Source organism: Dorea sp. 210702-DFI.3.125 (genome assembly GCF_020560945.1).
In the GTDB taxonomy this organism is placed as follows: domain Bacteria; phylum Bacillota; class Clostridia; order Lachnospirales; family Lachnospiraceae; genus Dorea; species Dorea formicigenerans.
Genome location: NZ_JAJCNF010000018.1, coordinates 30385 through 54071, shown reverse-complemented (window position 1 = coordinate 54071; position 23687 = coordinate 30385). Strand labels below are relative to the sequence as shown.

The following is a 23687-nucleotide window of genomic DNA, read 5'->3' as shown; positions in this document are numbered from 1 at the left end:
AAAATGGGAGTGAAGATAGCACTTGCCGGAAACCCGAATAGTGGTAAGACAACACTTTTCAATGCTTTGACAGGTTCCAATCAGTTCGTTGGTAACTGGCCTGGAGTTACTGTTGAGAAAAAAGAAGGAAAATGGAAGGAAGACAAAGAAGTTGTAATTATGGACCTTCCAGGTATCTATTCTTTATCACCATATACATTGGAGGAAGTTGTAGCCAGAAATTATCTGATCACAGAGCGTCCGGATGCAATCCTGAATATCGTAGACGGAACAAACCTGGAGCGTAACTTATACCTTACAACTCAGTTACTTGAGCTTGGTATCCCGGTTGTTATGGCAATTAACATGATGGATATTGTGCGCAAGAATGGTGATGAGATCAACACAAAGAAACTTGCTGAGAAGCTTGGCTGTGAAGTTGTAACAATTTCTGCTCTGAAAGGTGATGGAATCAAAGATGCAGCTTCAAGAGCAGTAAAGCACGCCGGACAGAAAGCCGGACAGGAATCTGTGCATGAGTTCGCACCGGAAGTTGAGAACTACCTGAATGAGATTGAAGGCAGACTTGGATATGAAATTCCGGAAGAGCAGAAAAGATTTTACGCGATCAAATTATTTGAGCGTGACGATAAGATTAAAGATGCTATGAAAAATGCACCGGACGTTGAAGATATCATTGCTCGTGCAGAGAAAGAGATGGATGACGATGCAGAGAGTATCATCACAAATGAGAGATACAGTTTCATTGGTTCTATTATCGGAGACTGCTTAAAGAAGAATAAAACACAGGAACTGACAACATCTGATAAGATTGACCGTATCGTAACAAATAGATGGCTTGCACTTCCAATCTTTGCAGCAGTTATGTGGCTTGTATATTATGTGTCTGTAACAACAGTAGGTTCTATATTGACAGACTGGACAAATGATACATTGTTTGGTGAGTGGATTATTCCGGCAGCTCAGAGCTTCTTTGAAGGAATCGGATGTGCGGACTGGTTAACAGGTCTGATCGTAGACGGAGTTATCTCCGGAGTTGGTGCTGTACTTGGATTCGTACCTCAGATGCTTGTATTATTTCTTTTCCTTGCATTCCTTGAGTCTTGCGGATACATGGCACGTATCGCATTCATCATGGACCGTATTTTCCGTAAGTTCGGACTTTCCGGAAAATCATTTATCCCGATGCTGATCGGAACAGGTTGTGGAGTTCCTGGAGTTATGGCTTCCCGTACGATCGAGAATGACCGTGACCGTAAGATGACTGTTATGACAACAACATTTATCCCTTGCGGAGCGAAACTTCCAGTTATCGCCCTGATCGCCGGAGCACTTTTCGATGGCGCTTCATGGGTAGCACCAAGTGCTTACTTTGTTGGTATCGCAGCAATCATCTGCTCTGGTATCATCCTGAAAAAAACAAAGATGTTCGCAGGAGATCCGGCGCCATTTGTAATGGAGCTTCCTGCATACCATATGCCGACAGTTGGCAACGTTCTTAGAAGTATGTGGGAACGCGGCTGGTCATTTATCAAAAAAGCTGGTACAATTATTACATTATCAACAATCGTTGTTTGGTTCTTATTGAACTTCGGCTGGACAGATGCTGGATTCGGAATGCTGAACTTCGATGGACTTGAGGGAGCAGCCATGGAGGCAGCTCAGGCAGAGTGTGTCCTTGCTAAGATCGGTAACTTGATTGCATGGATCTTCGCACCTCTTGGATGGGGGAACTGGAAGATGGCAGTTGCTGCAATCACAGGACTGGTAGCAAAAGAAAATGTTGTAGGTACATTCGGACAGCTCTTCGGATTTGCAGAAGTTGCAGAAGACGGACAGGAAATCTGGGGAACACTTGCAAACAGCATGTCACAGATCGCAGCTTACTCATTCCTCGTATTCAATCTTCTGTGTGCACCTTGCTTCGCAGCAATGGGAGCTATTAAGAGAGAGATGAACAACACAAAATGGTTCTGGTTCGCAATCGGATATCAATGCTTACTTGCTTACCTCGTATCTCTTTGCATCTTCCAGTTTGGTACACTCTTCACAGGTGGCGGATTCGGTATCGGAACAGTAGCTGCAATCGTAATTCTGATCGGTTTCCTTTACATGCTGTTCCGTCCTTACAAAGAGAGTACATCACTTAAGGCTAATACAGTTTCAAGTGTAAAAGCAGCTTCTAAATAAGCAGAAAGAAGGAGATTTTATGATGGCATTGGCAGCACAGACAAGTATTTTATCTACAATGATTGTAGCGCTTGTAATAATTGCGATTGTAGCATGGATTATAAGAGGCATGATACAAAAGAAGAAGAGAAGTGGTACATTTATCGGATGTGATTGTGGGTGTGCCAATTGTCCACACTCCTGTCATAATCCAAAGAATAGTAATAGTCAGAGTGGCTGCGGCGGCTGTGGCGGGTGCTAGTCTGGAAAATGTATGACTTAGATTTAAGTCATATGATGTATAATAATCTTATGTGTGAATAAATGTGTGAATAGACAGGGAAATCCTTGCAGATGAGTTTCATTTGCAGGGATTTTCTTTTGCGCTTTGCTCTTTTCAATGGGACGCAAATAGGGTAAAATAAATGCTAGGTGAATATGATGAATAAGAAATCTTTATACAAATTAGAATACAATAAAATAATTGAAAAACTGACAGAGCACGCAGGTTCTTTTGGAGGCCAGGAGCGTTGCAGAAAATTAAAACCAAAGACGGAAATCTCTGAAATTGAGAGAATGCAGGAAGAAACGGCCGCAGCATTTACACGGATCGTAAAGAAAGGACGTCCATCTTTTGGAGGCTGTAGTCCGGTAAGTGAATCTATGATGCGTCTGGAAATCGGAGGAACACTTGGAAGTGGGGAGTTACTTCGCATATGTAAGGTTCTGGAGACAGCAGGACATGTGAAGAATTACGGGCGCCATGACAATGCAGATGATATGCAGGATATATTGGACGGATACTTTGAACAGCTTGTTCCTGTATCTATTTTGTCCACGGAAATCCGCAGATGTATTCCGGCAGAAGATGAGATTAGTGATGATGCAAGTCCGGAGCTTAAGAGAATCCGTCGTGCTATGGGGCAGATTAATGATAAGGTTCATGCAACATTGTCTTCCATGGTGAATGGTTCACTCCGCACATATTTGCAGGATCCGATTATTACGATGCGTGGGGATCGTTACTGTATCCCGGTCAAGGCCGAATACCGTGGTCAGATCCCGGGAATGATCCATGACCAGTCATCAACAGGTTCTACTTTATTTATCGAGCCGATGGCAGTTGTAAAGCTGAATAATGATCTGAAAGAATTATATGGAAAGGAACAGGAAGAAATTCAGGTCATTCTTGCCAGGTTGAGTGCAGACGCAGCAGAATATGTTTCTGAAATCCGTACGGACTATGCAACATTGACAGAGCTTGACTTTATATTTGCAAGAGGAGCTCTTGCATTGGATATGAATGCCAGCAAACCGATGTTCAACCAGGAGAGAAGAATCCGTATCCGAGAGGGAAGACATCCGTTATTAGATAAGAAGAAAGTCGTTCCGATCAGTCTGACACTGGGCGAGGACTTTGATCTTCTGATTGTGACAGGACCGAACACCGGTGGTAAGACTGTGTCACTTAAGACAGTTGGATTATTCCAGCTCATGGGGCAGGCAGGTCTTCACATTCCGGCACTGGACCGTTCTGAACTGGGTGTATTCCGTGAAGTTTATGCAGATATCGGTGATGAGCAGAGTATTGAACAGAACTTAAGTACATTCTCATCACATATGACAAATGTGGTGTCATTTATCAAGCAGGTGGATGAAGATTCACTTGTACTTTTTGACGAGCTTGGAGCTGGAACTGACCCGACTGAGGGTGCGGCACTGGCAACAGCAATATTGAATCATTTGCATTGTCAGGGAATCCGTACTATGGCGACTACGCATTACAGTGAATTAAAGGTTTATGCCTTGTCCACACCAGGGGTAGAAAATGCGAGCTGTGAGTTCGACGTGGAGACACTTCGCCCGACGTATCGACTGCTTCTTGGAATCCCAGGAAAGAGTAATGCATTTGCAATTGCAGGAAAACTGGGACTTCCGGATTATATTATCGAGGAAGCAAAGACACATTTGACGGAGCAGGACGAATCTTTTGAGGACTTGCTGACAGATCTGGAGAGCAGCAGACGAACCATCGCGAAAGAACAGGAAGAGATTGCGGCTTACCGCCGTGAGCTGGAAGCTCTGAAGCAGGAGACGGCGCAGAAGAAAGAAAAGCTGGAAGAACAGCGTGACCGCATTTTACGAGAAGCGAATGAAAAAGCACATGCGATTCTGGCAGATGCCAAAGAGACAGCAGATGAGACAATGCGTAACTTTCATAAGTTTGGAAAGGCTAATGTTTCGGCAACGGAGATGGAAAAAGAGCGTGAGCGCCTGAGAAAGAAGATGGAGAAGACACGCGAGGGCATGACAGAGGAAGTGAAGAAGCCGAAGAAGCAGTATAAGCCATCTGATTTTAAATTAGGCGAGACGGTTAAAGTTCTGAGCATGAATCTGACCGGAACAGTGCATTCACTGCCAGATACAAAAGGCAACCTTATGGTTCAGATGGGAATTCTTAGCTCAAAAGTACACATTTCTGATCTGGAGATTGTTGATGAGAAGCCGGCATATCTGAAAAAGACTGCTGCAAGAACAAGCAAGGGTAAGGTGAAGATGGGCAAATCTTTGTCCGTAAGCCCGGAAATCAATCTGCTTGGAAAGACCGTTGACGAGGCGGTCGCAGAGCTGGATAAATATTTGGACGATGCGTCTCTGGCACATTTGACAAGTGTGCGCGTGGTACACGGAAAAGGAACCGGAGCTTTAAGAGCGGGCATCCACCAATATCTGAAACGTCAGAAACATGTGAAATCTTACAGATTAGGAGCATTTGGCGAAGGAGATGCCGGAGTGACGATTGTAGAACTGAAATAATTCAAAAATCAGGGAGAATAAATAATGGTTAATAAACAGAAAATTTTGATCGTGGATGACGATGAGGCAATTGCAGAGCTTGTATCTTTGTATCTTGCAAAAGAATGTTTTGACACGATGATGGTTCATGACGGGGAGAAGGCGCTTGTAGCATTCGACACCTATCACCCGAATCTGGTACTTTTAGATTTGATGCTTCCGGGTATTGACGGGTATCAGGTCTGTCGCGAGATCCGTGCGCGGGCAAATACACCGATTATCATGCTTTCCGCAAAAGGGGAGGTTTTTGATAAAGTACTTGGTCTGGAGCTTGGAGCCGATGATTATATTATGAAGCCATTTGATTCAAAAGAGCTTGTGGCGCGCGTAAAAGCAGTGCTCCGCCGTTATCAAGCAGTGCCGAAACCAGAGGTTCCTGCAGTAGATAAGGGAAAATGTGTGGAATACCCGGGAATCGAGATCAATCTGACGAATTATTCTGTTCTGGTCGATGGGCAGAATGTGGAGATGCCGCCGAAAGAGCTGGAGCTTCTTTACTTCCTGGCATCTTCGCCAAATCAGGTGTTTACAAGAGAGCAGCTTTTGGATCAAATCTGGGGATATGAGTATATTGGAGATACCCGTACTGTTGATGTGCATATTAAGCGTTTGCGCGAGAAAATCAAAGATCATAATGGCTGGAAACTTGCCACCGTATGGGGCATTGGATACAAGTTTGAAGTAAAGTAACAGATCAGGAAACCACATAGAAGAGGCATTGTATGAAAAGTACATTGTATTTAAAATTTATCATCATATATATGATTTTCGGGTTCATGAGTTTGTTCACAGTAGCAACGCTTACAAGAACATTGACAGAAGAACCTCTTGAACGGGATCTGGCTGCGGATGTTTATCAGGAAGCGAACCTGGTGGCAAATGAGTATCTGCCACATTATTTCCTTGGACAGATGGATGAAAGTGCTGTCCATACACAACTTGTTGGAATGGAAGCGCATCTGGACGGGGCAGTCTGGTTCGTAGACCGGGAAGGTAATATGATCACTTCCGCACATTCCGACGGATATCCGACAGCACCGACTGCGATTGAAGATTTTAACCCGGCAGAAATTGGCAGCGCAAAGTATGAAGTCGGAACATATCACGATTATTTTAAAGAAGATATGATCACAGTCATTGCACCGGTTGTACATGGATATTCCACACAAGGGTATCTGCTGATACACAAAAGCATGACTCAGATTGGACAATTACAGATTACATTAATGAATGCAGCGTATATCACACTTGCAGTCATCTATCTGTTGTCATTTTCCATTTTGCTTGGAATTCAGTTTATCGTGTACAGACCGCTCTGCAAGATAACCGAGGCAGCGAAACAATATGCGTCCGGTAATCTGGACTATGAGATTCCTGTGAACACAGAAGATGAGATTGGTTATCTGTCAGCATCGCTGAACTTCATGTCTTCCCAGCTTCGGGATATGGAGGATTATCAGAAGAAATTTGTGGCAAATGTGTCACATGATTTCCGCTCTCCTTTAACATCGATCAAAGGGTATGTAGAGGCAATTGCAGATGGGACAATCCCGCCGGAAATGCAGGGGAAATATCTGAATATCATTTTATTTGAGACAGAGAGACTGACCGATCTGACCAAGGATCTCCTTACGTTGAATGAATTCGATACGAAGAATTTATTACTGGATAAAGTTCCATTTGACATTCATGAAATGATTAAAAATGTGGCAGCCTCCTTTGAGGGACGTTGTACGCAGAAAAAGATTTCTATTGAGCTGGTCTTTGCCAGAAAGCATTTGAAAGTAGTAGCAGATAAGCGAAAGATTCAGCAAGTGCTCTACAATTTGCTTGATAATGCGATCAAATTCAGTGACCAGGATTCAATCATTACGATTGAAACGACCGAACGTGGGGATAAGATCTACACGTCGGTCAAAGATTATGGAATTGGAATTCCGAGAAATGCACTGAATAAGATCTGGGAGAGATTTTATAAATCCGATCTGTCCCGTGGAAAAGATAAAAAAGGAACTGGCCTTGGGCTTGCAATTGTCAAAGAGGCGATACAGGCTCACGGTGAAAATATTAATGTAGTCAGTACAGAAGGTGTCGGTACCGAGTTCATTTTCTCGTTGCCGAAGGCAGAGGGATAAGGTATACTGTAAATATCTTCTTTGTTGAATATAAGGTTTGTAAAGGAGCCTGCGTGTACGCATGAAAGATGAGAAAGAGCCATTAGAGCAAAAGCAGAACTCGGAAGAAGAGGAGTATTCTTTTTTACAGGAAATCATTAAAGATGAGGCAGGAGATCAGGCGAAGTGGAAACACGACGTCCTTAGAAGGATTCAGTTAGGATTAATATTCGGACTGGTGGCCTGCTTTACTTTTTTTGCGTGCAAACCGTGGGTGGAGAAGAGATTTGAAGAAAATCCGACGGAAGTAACAATTCCACAGGACGAACAGCAGGAAGAAGAGCAGACGCAGCAGGAAGAGGAACAAGTCCAGGAACAAAAAACCGTTCTGACAACAGAAACCTATCAGGAAATGCTGAATAATCTGAAGCAGGTGTCAGGAGAAGTGAGAAAAAGTGTTGTAGAGATTCAGGGCGCTGTTACAGAAGAGGAATTTTCGAAAGATCAGGAAGATCAGGAAAAGAGTATTTCCGGAATGATCGTGGCAGATAATGGTCAGGAACTTCTGATTCTCGCAGGAGAGCTTCCGGTAAAAGACGCGAAGATCATCCGTGTTACATTTTCTGGAGACAGTCAGTGCGATGCCATCTTGAAGAGCCGGGATGCAGGGCTGGGACTGTGTGTTTATGCAGTTCAGAGAAAGAATATTGCGGATGATGTATGGGCACAGATTGAGACAGCGACACTTGGCGGCTCAAAAGTTGTATCCGAAGGCGATACAGTTATTGCTGTCGGGAAATTGTATGGCTGTGATACGATTGCCGGATATGGTGTAATCGAGTCTGGCGAAAATTATCTGGATAAGGCAGATGGACAGTATCAGACCATTTATACGGATGTGGCAGGAGATATTTCCGGAAGCGGAGTTCTTGTGAATATCCGTGGAGAGGTGATTGGAATTATCAACACTTCTGTCAGAACAGATAATCAGACAAATAAGATTTCCGGATATGGAATTTCTGATATCAAAGATGTGATAGAATTACTTTCTAATGGGAAAAATGTACCATATCTTGGAGTGTCCGGTGTAGAGGTAAGCAGCGAGATGCAGGGACAGGGAATTCCACAAGGTGTTTATGTGAAAGAAGTCGATGCAGGATCTCCGGCTATGGCAGCAGGCATTCAGAGTGGTGATATCATTACCAATATTGCAGATACAGATATCATCAATCTTCTTGGTTATCATAATACGCTTATGAAGCAAAATGTGGGAGATAAAATTCTTGTTCGTGGAAAACGTCAGGGAACCGGAGGAGAATATGTGGATATTGACTTTGGAGTCACAGTTGGGTATAAACAGTAAGGAATATTATGCGAAACCATGATGGTGTGTTGCAACAATAACAGAAAAAAGTGAACAAATGTCAGCGGAAGCTGACTGATATAAAATTAAGAAAAGAAAGGCACGAATTATGAGATATATTGATACTCTTGTAGAAGGAGAAACAATTCGAAATATATATTTATGTAAAGGAAAGAGATCCGCAGAGACGCGGAATGGAAAGCCGTATGACAATCTGATACTTCAGGATAAGACAGGAACTCTGGACGGAAAAGTCTGGGATCCGAATTCCAATGGAATTGCTGATTATGATGAGAAAGATTTCATTGAAGTATTCGGAGATGTCATCAGTTATAATAACAATCTTCAATTGAACATCCGCCAGATCAGAAAAGCACAGGAAGGCGAATACATACCTGCAGATTATATGCCTTCGACAGAAAAAAGCGTAGATGGGATGTACGAAGAACTGCTTTCCTACGGAAGACAGATCAGCAATCCGTATCTGCGTGGAGTGATCGAGTATTATTTTGAAAAAGACGAGAAATTCATTCGCACATTCAAAGGACATTCCGCAGCAAAGAGTGTACACCACGGATTTGCCGGAGGACTCTTGGAGCACACATTGAGTGTTGTGAAATTCTGCGAGTATATGGTTGGACAGTATGATATTCTCAATAAAGACCTGCTTTACACAGCAGCTATGTGCCACGATATCGGAAAGACAATTGAGTTGTCACCATTCCCGGAAAATGATTACACAGACGATGGACAGCTTCTTGGTCATATCATTATCGGAATCGAGATGATCGATGATGCAATCCGCGAGATTCCGGAATTCCCAAAACAGCTTGCAAGCGAGCTGAAACACTGCATCGTGGCACACCACGGAGAGTTAGAATACGGGTCCCCGAAAAAACCGGCACTGGCAGAAGCCATGGCACTAAATCTTGCCGACAACGCAGACGCCAAGATGCAGACATTAAAAGAAATATTCAAAGACAAAAAAGCCGGAGAGTGGCTTGGATATAACAGATTGTTCGAGTCAAACTTAAGAAAAACAACAATATAGTAATGTAATGGGGACGTAGCAAAACGTAAAAATACTACGTCCCCACCAGTGATTAAGGGTGTCCCTTTTTGTAAAAAGGGGTGCCCCAATTCTTATTATGAGGTATGAATATGCAGAAAAATGATTTGGTTACAGTGGCAATTGAAGATATTGGTGTCGGGGGAGAAGGCATTGGTAAAGTAGATGGGTATACTTTATTTATAAAAGATGCGATTATCGGTGATGTGGTTGAAGCCAAGATTGTGAAGGCAAAGAAGAACTACGGTTATGCAAGACTTATGAATATTGTTACGCCATCTGAAAATCGTGTAGAAAAGCCAGCGTGTCCGATGGCAAGAAGATGTGGTGGCTGCCAGATTCAGGAGATGAAGTATGGAGCCCAGCTTGCATTTAAAGAAGGAAAAGTCCGTGGTAATCTGGAACGGATCGGAGAAGTTCCGACAGAACTTCTTGACAAAGTTATGCAGCCTATTGTTGGCATGGAAGAGCCATTTCATTATCGAAATAAAGCGCAGTTCCCAATTGGAACAGACAAAGAAGGACACATCATCACTGGATTTTACGCAGGAAGAACCCACAGCATCATTCCGAATACAGACTGTGCACTGGGCGTAGCGGTCAATCAGAAAATTCTCGAGATTATTCTGCATTTTATGGAGAATAATCACATTTCTGCATACGACGAGGAGAAGCATAAGGGGCTGGTGCGTCATGTTCTCATCCGTTATGGATTCAAAACTGATGAAATCATGGTTTGTCTTGTGATTAATGGGGAAAAACTGCCACACGCAGAAAAACTTGTGGATAAATTATGTAAAATCTCAGGAATGACAAGCATCACAATCAGTGTGAACAAGGCAAAAACCAATGTCATCATGGGAAATGAAATAAAACTGCTCTGGGGGCAGACGTACATCACGGATTATATTGGAAATGTAAAATATCAGATTTCCCCGCTTTCATTTTACCAGGTCAATCCGGTACAAACTGAGAAATTGTATGGACTGGCGCTTGATTATGCAGATTTAAATGGAAATGAGACGGTGTGGGATCTCTACTGTGGAATCGGAACCATTTCCCTGTTCCTTGCTCAGAATGCAAAGCAGGTATATGGAGTGGAAATCGTACCGCAGGCCATTGACGATGCAAGGAATAATGCGAAGATCAATGATATTACGAATGCGGAATTCTATGTAGGCAAGGCAGAGGAAGTTCTGCCGGAATATTACCGTGAATATCAGGAAAGCCACGGTGGCGAAACGGCTCACGCAGATGTGATCGTTGTGGATCCGCCACGCAAAGGCTGCGAGGAATCATTGCTACAGACCATTGTAGACATGCAGCCAGAAAAAGTTGTATATGTTAGCTGCGACAGTGCAACATTGGCAAGAGATGTTAAGTTCCTAAGAGAAAATGGATATGAACTAAAAAAAATCACGCCAGTTGATCAATTCCCGAACACGGTGCATGTGGAAGTCGTGTGTTGTCTACATCGAGCGAATTCGTAGAAACCCTTAGATTCAGGCACTTTGCGAGATATATGAGTTTCACACCAACAGGCAAACAGGGCAAGAAAAAGCAGATTAGGAATGGCATCGAAGTGTCAGTAGTATTGCATCTGGTATGAGGAAACACATTCGGATAGAATTAACGTTTTTTATTCAATAGCATAGAGAAAAACCGAAAGGACGCTTGTTTTCAGAACTTCTGGAAGATGAGTGTCCTTTTCTTTTATTCAAATATTGAAAAATGCACCGACAGTAGATTTTTAGGTGTTTTTGGAGAGAAAACAGTAAATGTTCTGAAAGTCAATTTGATGTTGGACGGTATCCTGTAACTAGCATTCTCAAAAGATGAGCAAAAGATTTCAGACTTCTGCTCATCTTTACACAATCTTAATTTCAAAACAAACTTACTTACGCCCATTTAATACAAATAAAGATAGAATAAAGGAAATATAAAAAAGAAATTAAGATTATGGGGATATAGTTATGCAACAGGCAAACAGATCAAGACATCGACATATAACATCATTTCAAGTGATTAGTTTAGGGTTTTTATCCGTGATTCTCTTAGGCAGTCTGCTTTTGATGCTGCCGATTGCTACAAAAAGCGGTCAGTGTACTTCCTTTTTGGATGCTTTGTTTACCGCAACTTCTGCGGTTTGTGTGACGGGACTGGTTGTTAATGATACGGCAACCTACTGGTCTTTATTTGGCCAAGGAGTTATTTTATTGCTGATTCAAATCGGAGGTATGGGAATTATTACGATTGCTATTGCGATTGCTGTTGTTTCCGGACGCAAAATTGGGTTGATGCAGCGAAGTACCATGCAAGAGGCAATTTCGGCCCCAACGGTGGGTGGTATTGTGCGGAGAACGCAATTTATTATTCGGACTACTATTCTTATCGAAATCATTGGTGCGGTTCTTTTAGCCCCTGTTTTTTGCAGGGACTTTGGGTTTTGGAAAGGAATATGGTATTCGCTGTTCCATTCTATTTCTGCTTTTTGCAATGCAGGATTTGATCTAATCGGTATAAGAACCCCTTTTTCCTCGTTGACCTCTTATTCTGTACAGCCGCTTGTAAATCTTGTAATTATGATGCTGATTATTGCAGGAGGTATTGGATTCCTTACCTGGGAGGATATAAAGAATCATAAATGGCATTTTAAAAAATACCGGATGCAAAGCAAGGTGATTTTTATGGTAACAGGAATATTGATATTCTTACCGGCTCTTTACTTTTTTTATTTTGAGTTTTCAAATGTACCTCTTACAGAAAGAGTAGGGGTTTCTTTGTTTCAATCCGTTACGCCGAGAACAGCAGGATTCAATACGGCAGATTTGACTTTACTCAGTGAAGTTGGGCAAATGCTTATTATTATGCTGATGCTCATCGGTGGCTCGCCTGGTTCCACTGCAGGTGGTATGAAAACGACAACTCTTGCAGTTCTCGTTTCATCGGCATTATCTGTATTTAGAAAAAAGGAACACACCCATTTTTTCGGCAGACAAATTCCGGATGGCACTATCAGAAATGCAGCTACGATTTTTTTGATGTATATCGTTTTATTCCTTGTCGGAGGAATGGTAATTTGCAGAACAGAAGATATTCCACTTATGACCGCTTTGTTTGAGACGGCGTCGGCAATCGGGACGGTAGGGTTATCGTTGGGAATAACTCCTGACCTGGGGCTTGTTTCCCATATAATCTTGATTTGCCTGATGTTTTTTGGCAGAGTGGGAGGATTGACCTTGATTTTTGCTACCATTTCTGAAAAAAAGCCTAACGGTTCAAAATATCCTCAGGAAAAAATTACAGTAGGTTAAGGAGAATAAAAAAATGAAATCAATATTACTTATTGGTCTGGGAAGATTCGGACGGCACATTGCTATAAAATTAGATGAATTGCATCATCATGTGATGGCGGTAGATAAAGAAGATACTCGAGTTGATGCTGTACTTCCCTTTGTAACTAACGCTCAGATTGGGGATGCGACGAATGAGGATTTTTTAAGTTCGCTTGGTGTTGGAAATTTTGATGTTTGTATTGTGGCTATCGGAGATAACTTTCAGAGTTCATTGGAAGTAACGTGCCTTTTGAAGGAACTCGGTGCAAGAATGGTGGTGTCTCGTGCCGCTCGTGATGTTCATGCAAAATTTCTTTTACGAAACGGCGCAGATGAAATTGTTTATCCCGAAAGGCAGCTTGCCGATTGGGTTGCGATCCGTTATAGTGCTGATCATATTTTCGATTACATAGAACTAGATGAAGAACATGCAATCTTTGAAATATCTATACCGAGAGAATGGATAGGAAAAACAATCGGTCAGTTGGATATACGAAAAAAATATAACATCAATATTATGGCGCTGAAAACAAATGATATTATGAATTTGAAAATAAGTTCCGATACGCAGTTGTTAAAGGACAGTACCATGCTTGTTCTTGGGGAGACGAAACATATTCAAAAATGTTTTCATATTTAATTTTTGAAAGAAGTTGGTGATATGAAAGATTTTGTTTTACTTATAGTGGTATTGGTAGCATTTATTTATGGTTATTTTCTTATGGAAAAGCTGGATAAATTTCTCAAGGAAAATCAATCTCAAAAACTTATTTCAGATTCTAAGCTCAGGATTGGATTTGAAACACCTGCAATCATAGATTCTATTGCAGATCTATTAGAACAATTTTCAAGCGAATACCCAAACTATGAGCTGAACATGTTCTACGGTTCTGTAAGTGAAATAATAAATGGGCTGGAAAATAATAAACTTGATTTTGGCTTTATCATAGAAAATTCCAACGATATTTTGAAAGATGAGTATTGTTCCTTATCCTTTCAAATAAAGCAAAGTGTCATTACTCCAGGCTCTATAGACATTGCGGTACATCCCATCAACACGATTGAGAAACCAGCGAGAGTGATATGGCAAAATGACATTAATTGTATGAAGGGTCTATTTGTCGGAAAATTGCGTGATTTTTCGGAGCGTTTTCTGCTTTCGGCTATACGCCCGAATGGAAAAAAAGAAGAAAAGGTGGTATAATCTTTATGCGATTTTAATGTCAGTGCTAAAATGCTTTTCTGAAATTTACGTATTATTCTATATAATGTTTTTGTACAAGGAGATAACCGTATGAGTGAAAGCAGACACAATCCGGATCAGTTATTAAAGGAAATCCAAGCTGATGAAGAAAAACGTAATAAAGGACATTTGAAAATCTTTTTCGGATATGCAGCTGGTGTGGGTAAAACCTACGCCATGTTAGAAGCAGCTCATATGGAAAAACAGCAGGGAATTGACGTGGTAGCCGGTTATGTAGAACCCCACGCACGTCCCAAAACAGCAGCTCTTTTGAATGGCTTAGAAGTTCTTCCTACAAGAGAAGTTTTTTATAATGGTATGATACTGGATGAATTCGACATTGGCATGGCGTTGAAAAGAAAACCACAGCTTATCCTTGTAGATGAACTTGCGCATACGAATGCCGAAGGATGCCGTCATGCAAAACGGTATCAGGACATTAAGGAACTTTTGAATGCAGGGATTGATGTCTATACGACTGTCAATGTTCAGCATATTGAAAGCCTTTGTGATACAGTTGCATCCATTACGGAAATTGTTGTACGGGAACGCATCCCGGATTCTATTTTTGATAATGCAGATCAGGTTGAATTAATAGATATTGAACCACAGGATTTGATCAACCGTTTGAATACAGGAAATGTATACAGACAGACACAGGAAAAACAGGCAGTAGAAAATTTTTATACAATAGAAAATTTGACAGCTCTCCGGGAGATTTCACTGCGGCGATGTGCGGACCGGGTGAATATCCTCACAGAAAATACCCGCATAAAAAATCATGGAGATTATCACACAGGCGAACATATTCTTGTATGTCTATCTTCTTCTCCATCCAATGCGAAAATTATCCGTACCGCCGCAAAAATGGCTTCTGCTTTTAAAGGGGAGTTTACGGCTCTATTTGTAGAAACTCCAGATTTTTCGGTGATGAGCGAGGAAAATGTAAAACGCCTGCGTTCAAATATTTGTCTTGCTGAGCAGCTTGGGGCAAAAATAGAAACAGTTTACGGAGAAGATGTTCCGTTTCAGATTGCGGAATTTACTCGTTTGTCCGGTGTGTCAAAGATTGTGATCGGACGTAATTCGGCTACAAAACGGCATTTGCTCAGCAAACCGACCCTGACAGAAAAATTGATTGATTATGCCCCTAACCTGGATGTGCATATTATTCCGGATACGGTTTCTAATGCGGCAGTGTATCAGTTAAGAGGGGGCAGGAAAAAGAATCATATCGTATTCTCTGTCACTGATACATTAAAATCTACTGCGATTCTGATTTTATCCAGTTTAGTCGGAATGATTTTCCAGAAATTTGGATTTGACGAAGCAAATATCATTACTGTTTTTGTTTTAGGTGTTCTTGTCACCGCTGTCATCACGAAACATCAGATATACAGCTTAATTTCCTCGATTGTAAGTGTTTTGGTCTTTAATTTCCTGTTTACGGAACCTCAATTTACCTTGCAGGCGTATGATCATGGTTATCCTGTTACCTTTATTATCATGTTGTTGGCGGCATTTTTAACCGGTTCTCTTGCTATACGGATTAAAAACCAAGCAAAACAGGCGGCACAATCTGCTTACCGTACCAAAGTGTTATTTGATACAAACCAGCTATTGCAACAGGCAAAAGATAAAAATGAAATTGTATCTGCAACTTCAAATCAGCTCATTAAACTCTTGAGAAAAGATATCGTTTTTTATTTAGCTGATGGAGAAGTGTTGGATACGCCGCATATTTTTTCTGTAACTGAAGAAAATTTGGAATCGTGTATTTCCGAAAATGAAAAGGCCGTTGCCGGCTGGGTATTGAAAAACAATAAACGTGCCGGAGCTACAACAGGAACGCTTTCCAATGCAAAATGCCTGTACCTTGCTGTTCGTAGCAGCAGTATGGTATATGGAGTTATTGGAATCGTGATGGGGGAAATACCTCTTGATCCATTTGAAAACAGTATTCTACTATCCATTCTCGGAGAATGTGCCCTGGCTTTGGAAAATGAGAAAAATGCCCGTGAGAAACAGGAGGCGGCCATTCTTGCAAAAAATGAACAGTTGCGAGCGAACCTGCTGCGTGCTATTTCACATGATTTGAGGACACCGCTGACATCCATTTCCGGTAATGCCAGCAATCTTTTGTCCAACGGCGATTCCTTTGATAATGATACAAAAAAGCAGCTGTACATGGATATTTATGATGATTCCATGTGGCTGATTAACCTTGTAGAAAACTTGCTGGCTGTAACCCGGATTGAAGAAGGACGGTTGAATCTCCGTATAATGGAAGATTTGATGGATGACGTGATCACAGAAGCGTTACATCATATTAACCGAAAGAGTGAAGAACATCATATTTCCGTTGAAAGCAAAGAAGAATTTCTTCTTGCAAAAATGGATGCAAAGCTTATTGTTCAGGTAATCATCAATATTGTTGATAATGCTATCAAATATACACCTAAAAACTCTCATATTGTTATTCGGACAGAAAAGCGGGGAAAACAAGCAATCGTATCTATATCGGATGATGGGAACGGAATTGCTGACGAAATAAAGCCACGGATATTCGACATGTTCTATAGCGGTGCAAATCAAATTGCAGACAGCCGCCGAAGTTTAGGACTCGGATTATCTTTGTGCAAGTCCATTATTAACGCCCACGGCGGAGAACTTACTGTTTCAGATAATCTGCCGCACGGAACAGTATTTACATTTACATTACCGGCAGGGGAGGTCAAAGTATATGAATAAGTCACTAATATTAGTTGTAGAAGATGACACATCTGTCAGAAATTTAATTACAACAACCTTAAAAACGCACGAATACCGATATCTGACGGCACCCGATGGTCAATCGGCAATTTTAGAAACATCTTCACACAATCCTGACATTGTTCTACTTGATTTAGGACTTCCTGATATAGACGGTGTTGAGATTATTAAAAAAATCCGTACTTGGTCAAATATGCCAATTATCGTAATCAGTGCTCGCAGTGAAGATACCGATAAAATTGATGCGTTGGATGCTGGCGCAGATGATTATTTAACAAAGCCATTTTCTGTTGAGGAACTGCTTGCCAGACTACGAGTCACGCAAAGAAGGTTATCGATGATGCAAAAAGTATCCCCTGCCGAAGCGGTTGTTTTTGTAAACGGAAAACTTCGTGTAGATTATGCTGCAGGTTGTGCTTATTTGAATGAAGAAGAGTTGCATTTAACACCTATTGAATATAAGTTGCTTTGCCTGTTGACAAGAAATATAGGGAAAGTTCTGACCCATACTTTCCTTACGCAAAGCATTTGGGGAAGTAGTTGGGATAATGATATTGCTTCCCTTCGTGTGTTTATGGCAACACTTCGTAAAAAAATCGAGAAAGAACCAAACTCTCCACAATATATCCAAACACACATTGGCGTGGGGTATCGGATGCTGAAAGTTGATTGAACTTCACAACACCATACTATACCGTTTCAGAATCCTCATACATAACTTCGGATAAAAGATTTGCAAACGCACTGTTGAAAAAGATACAGAACAGTTTTGGAAAAGTATCTGGTGTATATATTAAGTGTATACAAAAACATGCGCATTCTTTTAAAGTCGTCTATAAATCTTAAATTCCTCAAGAAAGGAGGAAAATCATGAAAAAAGAGTATTGGGCGTTATTAGTTTTTGTGTTAATAATAGTATTGCAGTGGATTGGATTAGGATTTCATGGTCAAATAAGGTTTATTTTTTTGATAATTATATTAGTTCTAATTGTTTTATTTGCAATATTATTGCGAAAATAGCAAAAGTGATTTGTGAATAGTGAGGTAAAGGAACAAGGTGAAGCCGATACACTTAGGGCAGTCCTTTACGGAACGGACACAGCCAGTCAATGCACAGTCTGATCCGGGTGTGGTTTTTAAATCCTTTTCGGCGTCCCAGCAGTCAATCCTATCTCCTTATTGTTCAATCAATTATTTGCGACAAAAATTAGAAGCATTTCAATCCGTTCACCATGTCACTTTTATTTTGTGTTATACTGTTTTCCAGTGTTTTCAGAGAATTTAATAACAAAATATAACAGTTATTAAATTTCTTAAAACAGGTGAAATCTCAATCGTGATTGACAGAGGTAATGAAATGTTTGAAGAATTAGGAATTATGTAATGAACTAGGTCTTGACGAAGAGGAGAAATAGTTAACAAAGAGAGGTGCACATGCTATGCCAGGTATACTCGTGGTTGAAGATGATGAAAATTTAAATCGTGGAATTACATTTTCACTGAAAAAATCCGGATATGAGGTTTTTTCAGCAGAATCAGTGAAAAAAGCGAAAAGAATTGCAAGTGATAATAATGTGGATGTTACCATTTGTGATGTGAATCTTCCGGATGGGAATGGACTGGAATTTGTAAGGTGGATGAGATGCAATTATAATACATACATTATTTGTCTTACAGCACTAGATCAGGAGATGGATCAGGTTATGGGATATGAAGCAGGGGCAGATGATTATATTACAAAGCCGTTTAGTCTTTCGGTACTTCTTTTGAAAATAGAAGCACATTTCCGCCGCAGACAGGAGAAAACGGAAGCCGGAAAGATGATTTCGGGAGATATCGTATTTATCGCAGGAGAAATGAAAGTCCTGATAAAGAGTCGTGAAATCAGTCTGACAAAAACGGAGTTGAAAATGCTGACTTTTTTTCTTCAGAATCCGAAACAGATTCTTTCAAAAACACAAATATTGGAAAATGTGTTTGATCTGGAAGGGGATTTTGTGGATGAAAATACAATCGCTGTCAATATCAGAAGGCTCCGTGAGAAAATTGAAGACAATCCGGCTGCACCGGTCTATATAAAGAATATCAGAGGTCTTGGGTATATATGGAATCAGGAGGTAAGGCAGTGACAAAGAGATATCGCAAGAAGATCACAGCAGTGCTCTCCTTGGTATTACCTGTCATATTATTGTTTGCAATATTAAATTGCTTTACCACGTATGTGTTTTATGAAGATTATAAATATAAAATGAATCTTATGACAGAGATTGCTGCAAAGGAAGAATTTTCCGGGCTGGATGCTGTTTCGGAATTGCTTAAGGATAAGGATATTGAAACCAACGAACAGGGAAGGCGATTATTGGAGCAATATGGATACTGGGGGAATAAAGGGAATGCATTTTATTCGCAATTCCGGCATCAGGTTATGGTGACCGGTGCTGTAAGTACTGTGATATGCGTGCTTCTTTTGACTTTTTTACTTTATTGGAAGAAAAAAGAAGATGCGTGTCATCAGAAAATTTTAGACCAGTTGGAAGAAATTCTGATCAGATTCCGTGAAAATAAATTTGATGATTTACTGAAAACGGAAAATCATGCAGAACTGGAAAAATTGAATGACCAGCTTGAAGCAATCGGACATCATATTCAGTTGATAAAGGAAGAAGCAAGGGCAGAAAAGGAGAACACGAAAGAAATGGTTTCTGATATTTCTCACCAGTTAAAGACACCGGTTGCAGCTTTGGATACATGTTTTAGTGTGCTGATGCAGAATGACTTAAGTGCCACAGAACAGGAGGAGTTTCGTATCCGTTGTCGGAGTGCTCTGGATGGACTGGAGACATTATTGCAGTCGCTTCTTGAAATATCCAAGATGGAAACTGGACTGATTCAGATTAATAAGAAAAAACTTCCGCTTATGGATACTGTCATATCTGCTGTGAACTGTACTTATCCTAAAGCGGATGAGAAAGAAATTGAATTCGTTTTTGACTATGCAAAAGAGCTGGAAACATGCATGGTTATGCAGGATAAAAGATGGCTTGGTGAAGCTGTGATTAACGTTCTGGATAATGCAATCAAGTACAGCCCGGATGGTTCAAAAATATTTATCCGTTTACAAAAAAGAAACGATCTTGTAAGAATGGAAATTGAGGATCAGGGAATTGGTATTCCGCAGAATGAGTATCACAAAATTTTTCAACGATTTTACAGAGGAAGTTCCAAGGAGGTCATGGAAAAGAGTGGTACAGGAATCGGGCTTTTTCTATCGAGAGAAATTATCGAAAAACACGCAGGTACGATTACGGTAACCTCCGGCAAAAAGAAAAAAGGAAGCACGTTTGTGATTCAATTACCATATGTTGGTTAAATTTTAAGTGAGCAGAAATCTTACAATTCTGTAAGATTTCTGCTCGTTTTTTGAAAGTGAAATGAAAGATTGTCCTGATACAATTTGGATGTAGGTTGAAAAATGACCAAATATATAAACAGGCAAAGAAAGAGTGCTGAAAAGGTACGCTTTACAGAATTAAAAAGGAGGCAACACATGAGTGTGATATTAGAAACCAAGCAGCTTTGTAAGTTTTATGGTGCAGGTGAGAATCAGGTCAAAGCGGTCAATCAGGTGGACATTCAGATTGAGCAGGGAGAATTTGTCGCAATTGTTGGAAAGTCAGGTTCCGGTAAAAGTACATTACTTCATATGCTTGGAGGGCTAGACACCCCGACAAAAGGCAGTGTTACTTTAGCAGGGAAAGATTTATACAGGATGAAGGAAGATGCCCTTGCTGTTTTCCGCAGAAGAAAAATCGGATTTGTTTTTCAGGCATTTAATCTGGTTTCATCTGTTAATGTCTGGGAAAATATTGTACTGCCACTGGGGCTGGATGGAAGAAAAGTGGATGAAGCGTATGTAAATGATATTATTGCAACTCTGGGGATTGAAAACCGGATTTATAATCTGCCAAATCAGTTATCCGGAGGACAGCAGCAGAGAGTAGCAATTGCAAGAGCACTGGTGAATCGTCCGGAAATTATATTTGCAGATGAGCCGACAGGAAATCTTGATTCTAAGACCAGTGATGAGGTAATCGCCCTGCTTAAGATGACAGCAAAAAAATATGGACAGACAATTGTAATGATTACCCATGATGACGAAATTGCACAGGTCGCTGATCGTATTCTGGTAATTGAGGATGGACAGGTGGTGGATTTTAGATGAAGACAATAAGCAGGATTGCATATAGCAATGACAAAAAGAACAAGACAAGAAGTATACTGATTATGATGTCCATCTGTCTGACCACGATGCTGCTTGTTATCATCAGTACTGTGGGAAATGGGGTAATTCATTTACAGAAAAGTCAGGCGGCAGGATCATATGGAAGCAATTATGGTCTGTTTGTTTCCGCAGACGGATCTCAGTTAAAAGAAGTAAACCGCCGTGCGGAAATAGATGCTACAGGCACTATGTGCACCGAAGGTATCATAAAAGGCAATGAAAAAGGCGGGTTTGTCTGCATGGATGAGACTGCAAGAAAAATGCTTCCTTATAATAAAGAATATGAGTTGAAGGAAGGAAAGTATCCGGAAAAAATGCAGGAAATTGCCGCAGGAAGAGCATTTTTTAGTGAAATGGGATATGATGATGTAAAGGTCGGAGATACGGTTACACTGGATTACCGCGCAGGGATGCAGTCAGAATATAAGCCGGAAGAATTTGTTGTCAGCGGAATCCTATATGATCGGGATGAGTATACCATCGAGGCATCTTATGTTGCTTTCGGGTCACAGGAGTTTTATGATGAGCACGTCGCAGAGAATGACAGACAGTATAATATTTATTTTACTTTAAATGATTCTGCAAATGTATCTATGAATAATATTGATTCGGTTATAAAGCAGATTGCAGCAGCTTGTGGGATTGAAGAAAAAAACGTTATAGTCAATGATCTCTATTTGCAATGGGTCTTGCAGCCGAGTTATGAAACGATTGCGGTATGCGGGGTTTTGATTCTTGCAATTGTACTTTTCTCTGTTGTGGTCATTTATAATATTTTTCAGGTCGGTATTGCCAACAAGATACAGGAGTATGGAAAAATCAAGGCTCTGGGAGCGACAAAAAAGCAGATGAAACAACTGATCTTCAGAGAGGGCATTTTTTTGACATTTTTTTCAATACCAGTTGGATTGCTTTTTGGCTTTCTGATTGCAAAATGCGGTTTTAACTGGCTGGTAGAACAGGGGAACCTTGTATCAACCGGAACTGGCTCTATGGGAGTTCAAAATCAGCAGGTGCCTCTGTTTTCCCTGCCTGTTATGCTTCTCTGTATTTTCGTATCATTTCTTACCGTTGCTTTGGCACTGCGTAAACCAATGAAAATTGTTTCACGGATTTCACCTATCGAAGCAACACGGTATTTAGAAAATGCAGAAACACAAAAAAAAGGAAAACGAAATGGCAGAAAAAATGTCACCGTGTTTTCTATGGCAATGGCAAATGTAACGGGTAATCCCAAAAGAACTATTGGTACTATCCTCACAATGGGTTTTTCTTGCGTATTGTTTGTGATTATCTCTAATTATGTGGGAAATATTGACACGGAGCATGAAGCACGTCTTTCCGTTAATCATGGACAATTTGAACTGCAGCTTGACTATTCTGCTGAGTATGATGAAAGATATCCGGAGAATAATCTGGATACGATTCTGACGGATGATCCATTGAATGATTCGCTGATTGAAGAAATCAAAAGCATTCCGGGAGTAACAGATGTCATGACGAGAGAGATTGTCTCTGTAAATCTGAACGGAACAAGATTTCCGGCTGATATTGTGAGTAAAAAGGATTTTGATTTTATGCGCCAAGAAGGGGATATTGGCTCTATGGACTATGATCAGGCGGTAAAGAATGGTGATATTTTCTTTGGCTGGTCAACGTGGATGGAACAAGATGGATATGCTCCGGGTGAATCCATTGCATTTGACTTTGAGAATGGAAGTGGAACCTATACCTATCAGGGAAAGATTGCAGGATCTTTTGTAAGTGCGGACACTTATCTTGTCATTCCGGAAGGTGTATATCGTTCCATGAATCCGAGAGGAACAGCCTATGGCTATCTGTGGGTGGACTGTGATAAAAAAGATGTGGCATCTGTAGAACAAAGTCTGAATACTTTGATTTCTAATACTTCGCATATAAAAATGGATACTTATCATGCGCAGTTACAATCTGCCGAATTTGCAAGCAGCATGATGAAGCTTGGCTGTTATCTGTTTATGGCTATTGTAGGACTCATCGGGTTTATGAATATGGCGAATACCATGATCATGAATATTACGACAAAAAAGCAGGAATATGGTATATTACAGGCTGTGGGTATGACAAATAAACAATTAAATTTATGCCTGCAGTTACAGGGACTGATTTTTACGGTTGGTACCATATGCGTAGCTTTGATCATTGGTCTGCCGCTCGGCTATGCACTTTTTTCCTATGCAAAACATAATGGAATATTTGGAATGAATATCTATCATGTTCCAATCGTACCAATTTTTATTATGATTTTTTTGGTCGTCCTGTTGCAGATTGTACTTTCCTGCGTTTTAAGCAGTAATCTGAAAAAGGAAACGCTGGTTGAAAGAATAAGGTATCAGGGATAGCAAGTAATATGTAATGAACTAGGTCTTAACGAAGAGGAGAAATTAATTTTTGACAGATAAGTTTTTTGAAAACTGTCGTTTGGTAAAATCTATTCCATTTTTA

The 23687-nt window shown here is 40.6% G+C and carries 17 protein-coding genes and 2 pseudogenes; 18 read left to right on the top strand and 1 reads right to left on the bottom strand.

All coding sequences use genetic code 11. From position 1 onward, the window contains the following. The first annotated feature begins 3 nt into the window (after positions 1-3). The 14 genes and pseudogenes from feoB (at position 4) to LI164_RS09790 (ending at position 17594) form a co-directional block, all read left to right on the top strand. The gene (gene feoB / locus LI164_RS09855; protein ID WP_227087057.1) at positions 4-2190 is read left to right on the top strand and encodes a ferrous iron transport protein B; all 2187 of its coding nucleotides are present in this window, start codon (positions 4-6) and stop codon (positions 2188-2190) included. Positions 2191-2209: 19 nt separating this feature from the next. Next, complete coding sequence (locus LI164_RS09850) at positions 2210-2431, top strand: FeoB-associated Cys-rich membrane protein (RefSeq protein ID WP_005338531.1); 222 nt, start codon at positions 2210-2212, stop codon at positions 2429-2431. A gap of 179 nt (positions 2432-2610) precedes the next feature. Further along, the gene (locus LI164_RS09845) at positions 2611-4986 is read left to right on the top strand and encodes an endonuclease MutS2 (protein ID WP_227087060.1); all 2376 of its coding nucleotides are present in this window, start codon (positions 2611-2613) and stop codon (positions 4984-4986) included. 24 nt (positions 4987-5010) lie between these two features. After that, entirely contained in the window at positions 5011-5715 is a 705-nt protein-coding gene (locus tag LI164_RS09840) for a response regulator transcription factor (RefSeq protein ID WP_005330374.1), read from the top strand. Positions 5716-5747: 32 nt separating this feature from the next. Further along, positions 5748-7160, top strand: coding sequence for a cell wall metabolism sensor histidine kinase WalK (locus LI164_RS09835; protein ID WP_227087056.1), 1413 nt, complete (start codon positions 5748-5750; stop codon positions 7158-7160). Between the two features lie 61 nt (positions 7161-7221). Next, on the top strand, positions 7222-8502 hold the full coding sequence (locus LI164_RS09830) for a S1C family serine protease (RefSeq protein ID WP_227087055.1): 1281 nt from the start codon (positions 7222-7224) through the stop codon (positions 8500-8502). 109 nt (positions 8503-8611) lie between these two features. Beyond that, the gene (locus tag LI164_RS09825) at positions 8612-9553 is read left to right on the top strand and encodes a 3'-5' exoribonuclease YhaM family protein (RefSeq protein ID WP_005338523.1); all 942 of its coding nucleotides are present in this window, start codon (positions 8612-8614) and stop codon (positions 9551-9553) included. Positions 9554-9663: 110 nt separating this feature from the next. Beyond that, complete coding sequence (gene rlmD, locus LI164_RS09820) at positions 9664-11061, top strand: 23S rRNA (uracil(1939)-C(5))-methyltransferase RlmD (protein ID WP_227087054.1); 1398 nt, start codon at positions 9664-9666, stop codon at positions 11059-11061. A 233-nt stretch (positions 11062-11294) separates the two neighbouring features. After that, positions 11295-11390 (top strand): annotated as a pseudogene (locus tag LI164_RS16330) (potassium-transporting ATPase subunit C); the annotation flags it as partial. Positions 11391-11544: 154 nt separating this feature from the next. After that, positions 11545-12885 (top strand): TrkH family potassium uptake protein, encoded by a 1341-nt coding sequence (locus tag LI164_RS09810; RefSeq protein WP_227087053.1) that lies wholly within the window; start codon positions 11545-11547, stop codon positions 12883-12885. Between the two features lie 13 nt (positions 12886-12898). Beyond that, positions 12899-13546 carry a TrkA family potassium uptake protein gene (locus tag LI164_RS09805; protein ID WP_117657956.1) on the top strand — a complete coding sequence of 216 codons (648 nt, stop codon included), beginning with the start codon at positions 12899-12901 and terminating at the stop codon, positions 13544-13546. A 21-nt stretch (positions 13547-13567) separates the two neighbouring features. Next, complete coding sequence (locus LI164_RS09800; RefSeq protein WP_227087052.1) at positions 13568-14110, top strand: LysR family transcriptional regulator substrate-binding protein; 543 nt, start codon at positions 13568-13570, stop codon at positions 14108-14110. A 90-nt stretch (positions 14111-14200) separates the two neighbouring features. Next, positions 14201-16900, top strand: coding sequence for a sensor histidine kinase KdpD (locus tag LI164_RS09795; RefSeq protein ID WP_117980568.1), 2700 nt, complete (start codon positions 14201-14203; stop codon positions 16898-16900). Further along, positions 16893-17594, top strand: a complete 702-nt coding sequence (locus tag LI164_RS09790) for a response regulator (RefSeq protein ID WP_005330396.1) — start codon at positions 16893-16895, stop codon at positions 17592-17594. The genes LI164_RS09795 and LI164_RS09790 overlap by 8 nt, the downstream gene beginning before the upstream one ends. 434 nt (positions 17595-18028) lie before the next feature. Here LI164_RS09790 and LI164_RS09785 read toward each other — a convergent pair. Next, positions 18029-18091 (bottom strand): annotated as a pseudogene (locus LI164_RS09785) (toxin-antitoxin system protein); the annotation flags it as partial. Between the two features lie 269 nt (positions 18092-18360). Here LI164_RS09785 and LI164_RS09780 point away from each other — a divergent pair. From LI164_RS09780 to LI164_RS09755, 4 genes are all read left to right on the top strand, one after another. Next, positions 18361-19050, top strand: coding sequence for a response regulator transcription factor (locus LI164_RS09780; RefSeq protein ID WP_008120506.1), 690 nt, complete (start codon positions 18361-18363; stop codon positions 19048-19050). After that, positions 19026-20291: a HAMP domain-containing sensor histidine kinase gene (locus LI164_RS15930; protein WP_255642368.1), complete on the top strand. Its 1266-nt coding sequence runs from the start codon at positions 19026-19028 to the stop codon at positions 20289-20291. The genes LI164_RS09780 and LI164_RS15930 overlap by 25 nt, the downstream gene beginning before the upstream one ends. A gap of 177 nt (positions 20292-20468) precedes the next feature. Further along, complete coding sequence (locus tag LI164_RS09760; protein WP_006426335.1) at positions 20469-21143, top strand: ABC transporter ATP-binding protein; 675 nt, start codon at positions 20469-20471, stop codon at positions 21141-21143. Continuing rightward, positions 21140-23584, top strand: a complete 2445-nt coding sequence (locus LI164_RS09755) for an ABC transporter permease (RefSeq protein ID WP_227087051.1) — start codon at positions 21140-21142, stop codon at positions 23582-23584. Before LI164_RS09760 ends, LI164_RS09755 begins: the two co-directional genes overlap by 4 nt. The last annotated feature ends 103 nt before the right edge of the window (positions 23585-23687 follow it).

Bases quoted from the DNA above. Each gene is read 5' to 3' on its own strand.
- LI164_RS09780 (WP_008120506.1), top strand. From the start codon at position 18,361: ATGCCAGGTATACTCGTGGTTGAAGATGATGAAAATTTAAATCGTGGA.
- LI164_RS09835 (WP_227087056.1), top strand. From the start codon at position 5,748: ATGAAAAGTACATTGTATTTAAAATTTATCATCATATATATGATTTTC.
- LI164_RS09790 (WP_005330396.1), top strand. From the start codon at position 16,893: ATGAATAAGTCACTAATATTAGTTGTAGAAGATGACACATCTGTCAGA.
- LI164_RS09755 (WP_227087051.1), top strand. From the start codon at position 21,140: ATGAAGACAATAAGCAGGATTGCATATAGCAATGACAAAAAGAACAAG.
- LI164_RS09805 (WP_117657956.1), top strand. From the start codon at position 12,899: ATGAAATCAATATTACTTATTGGTCTGGGAAGATTCGGACGGCACATT.
- LI164_RS09825 (WP_005338523.1), top strand. From the start codon at position 8,612: ATGAGATATATTGATACTCTTGTAGAAGGAGAAACAATTCGAAATATA.
- rlmD (WP_227087054.1), top strand. From the start codon at position 9,664: ATGCAGAAAAATGATTTGGTTACAGTGGCAATTGAAGATATTGGTGTC.
- LI164_RS09760 (WP_006426335.1), top strand. From the start codon at position 20,469: ATGAGTGTGATATTAGAAACCAAGCAGCTTTGTAAGTTTTATGGTGCA.
- LI164_RS15930 (WP_255642368.1), top strand. From the start codon at position 19,026: ATGGAATCAGGAGGTAAGGCAGTGACAAAGAGATATCGCAAGAAGATC.
- LI164_RS09850 (WP_005338531.1), top strand. From the start codon at position 2,210: ATGATGGCATTGGCAGCACAGACAAGTATTTTATCTACAATGATTGTA.
- LI164_RS09845 (WP_227087060.1), top strand. From the start codon at position 2,611: ATGAATAAGAAATCTTTATACAAATTAGAATACAATAAAATAATTGAA.
- LI164_RS09795 (WP_117980568.1), top strand. From the start codon at position 14,201: ATGAGTGAAAGCAGACACAATCCGGATCAGTTATTAAAGGAAATCCAA.
- feoB (WP_227087057.1), top strand. From the start codon at position 4: ATGGGAGTGAAGATAGCACTTGCCGGAAACCCGAATAGTGGTAAGACA.
- LI164_RS09830 (WP_227087055.1), top strand. From the start codon at position 7,222: ATGAAAGATGAGAAAGAGCCATTAGAGCAAAAGCAGAACTCGGAAGAA.
- LI164_RS09840 (WP_005330374.1), top strand. From the start codon at position 5,011: ATGGTTAATAAACAGAAAATTTTGATCGTGGATGACGATGAGGCAATT.
- LI164_RS09810 (WP_227087053.1), top strand. From the start codon at position 11,545: ATGCAACAGGCAAACAGATCAAGACATCGACATATAACATCATTTCAA.
- LI164_RS09800 (WP_227087052.1), top strand. From the start codon at position 13,568: ATGAAAGATTTTGTTTTACTTATAGTGGTATTGGTAGCATTTATTTAT.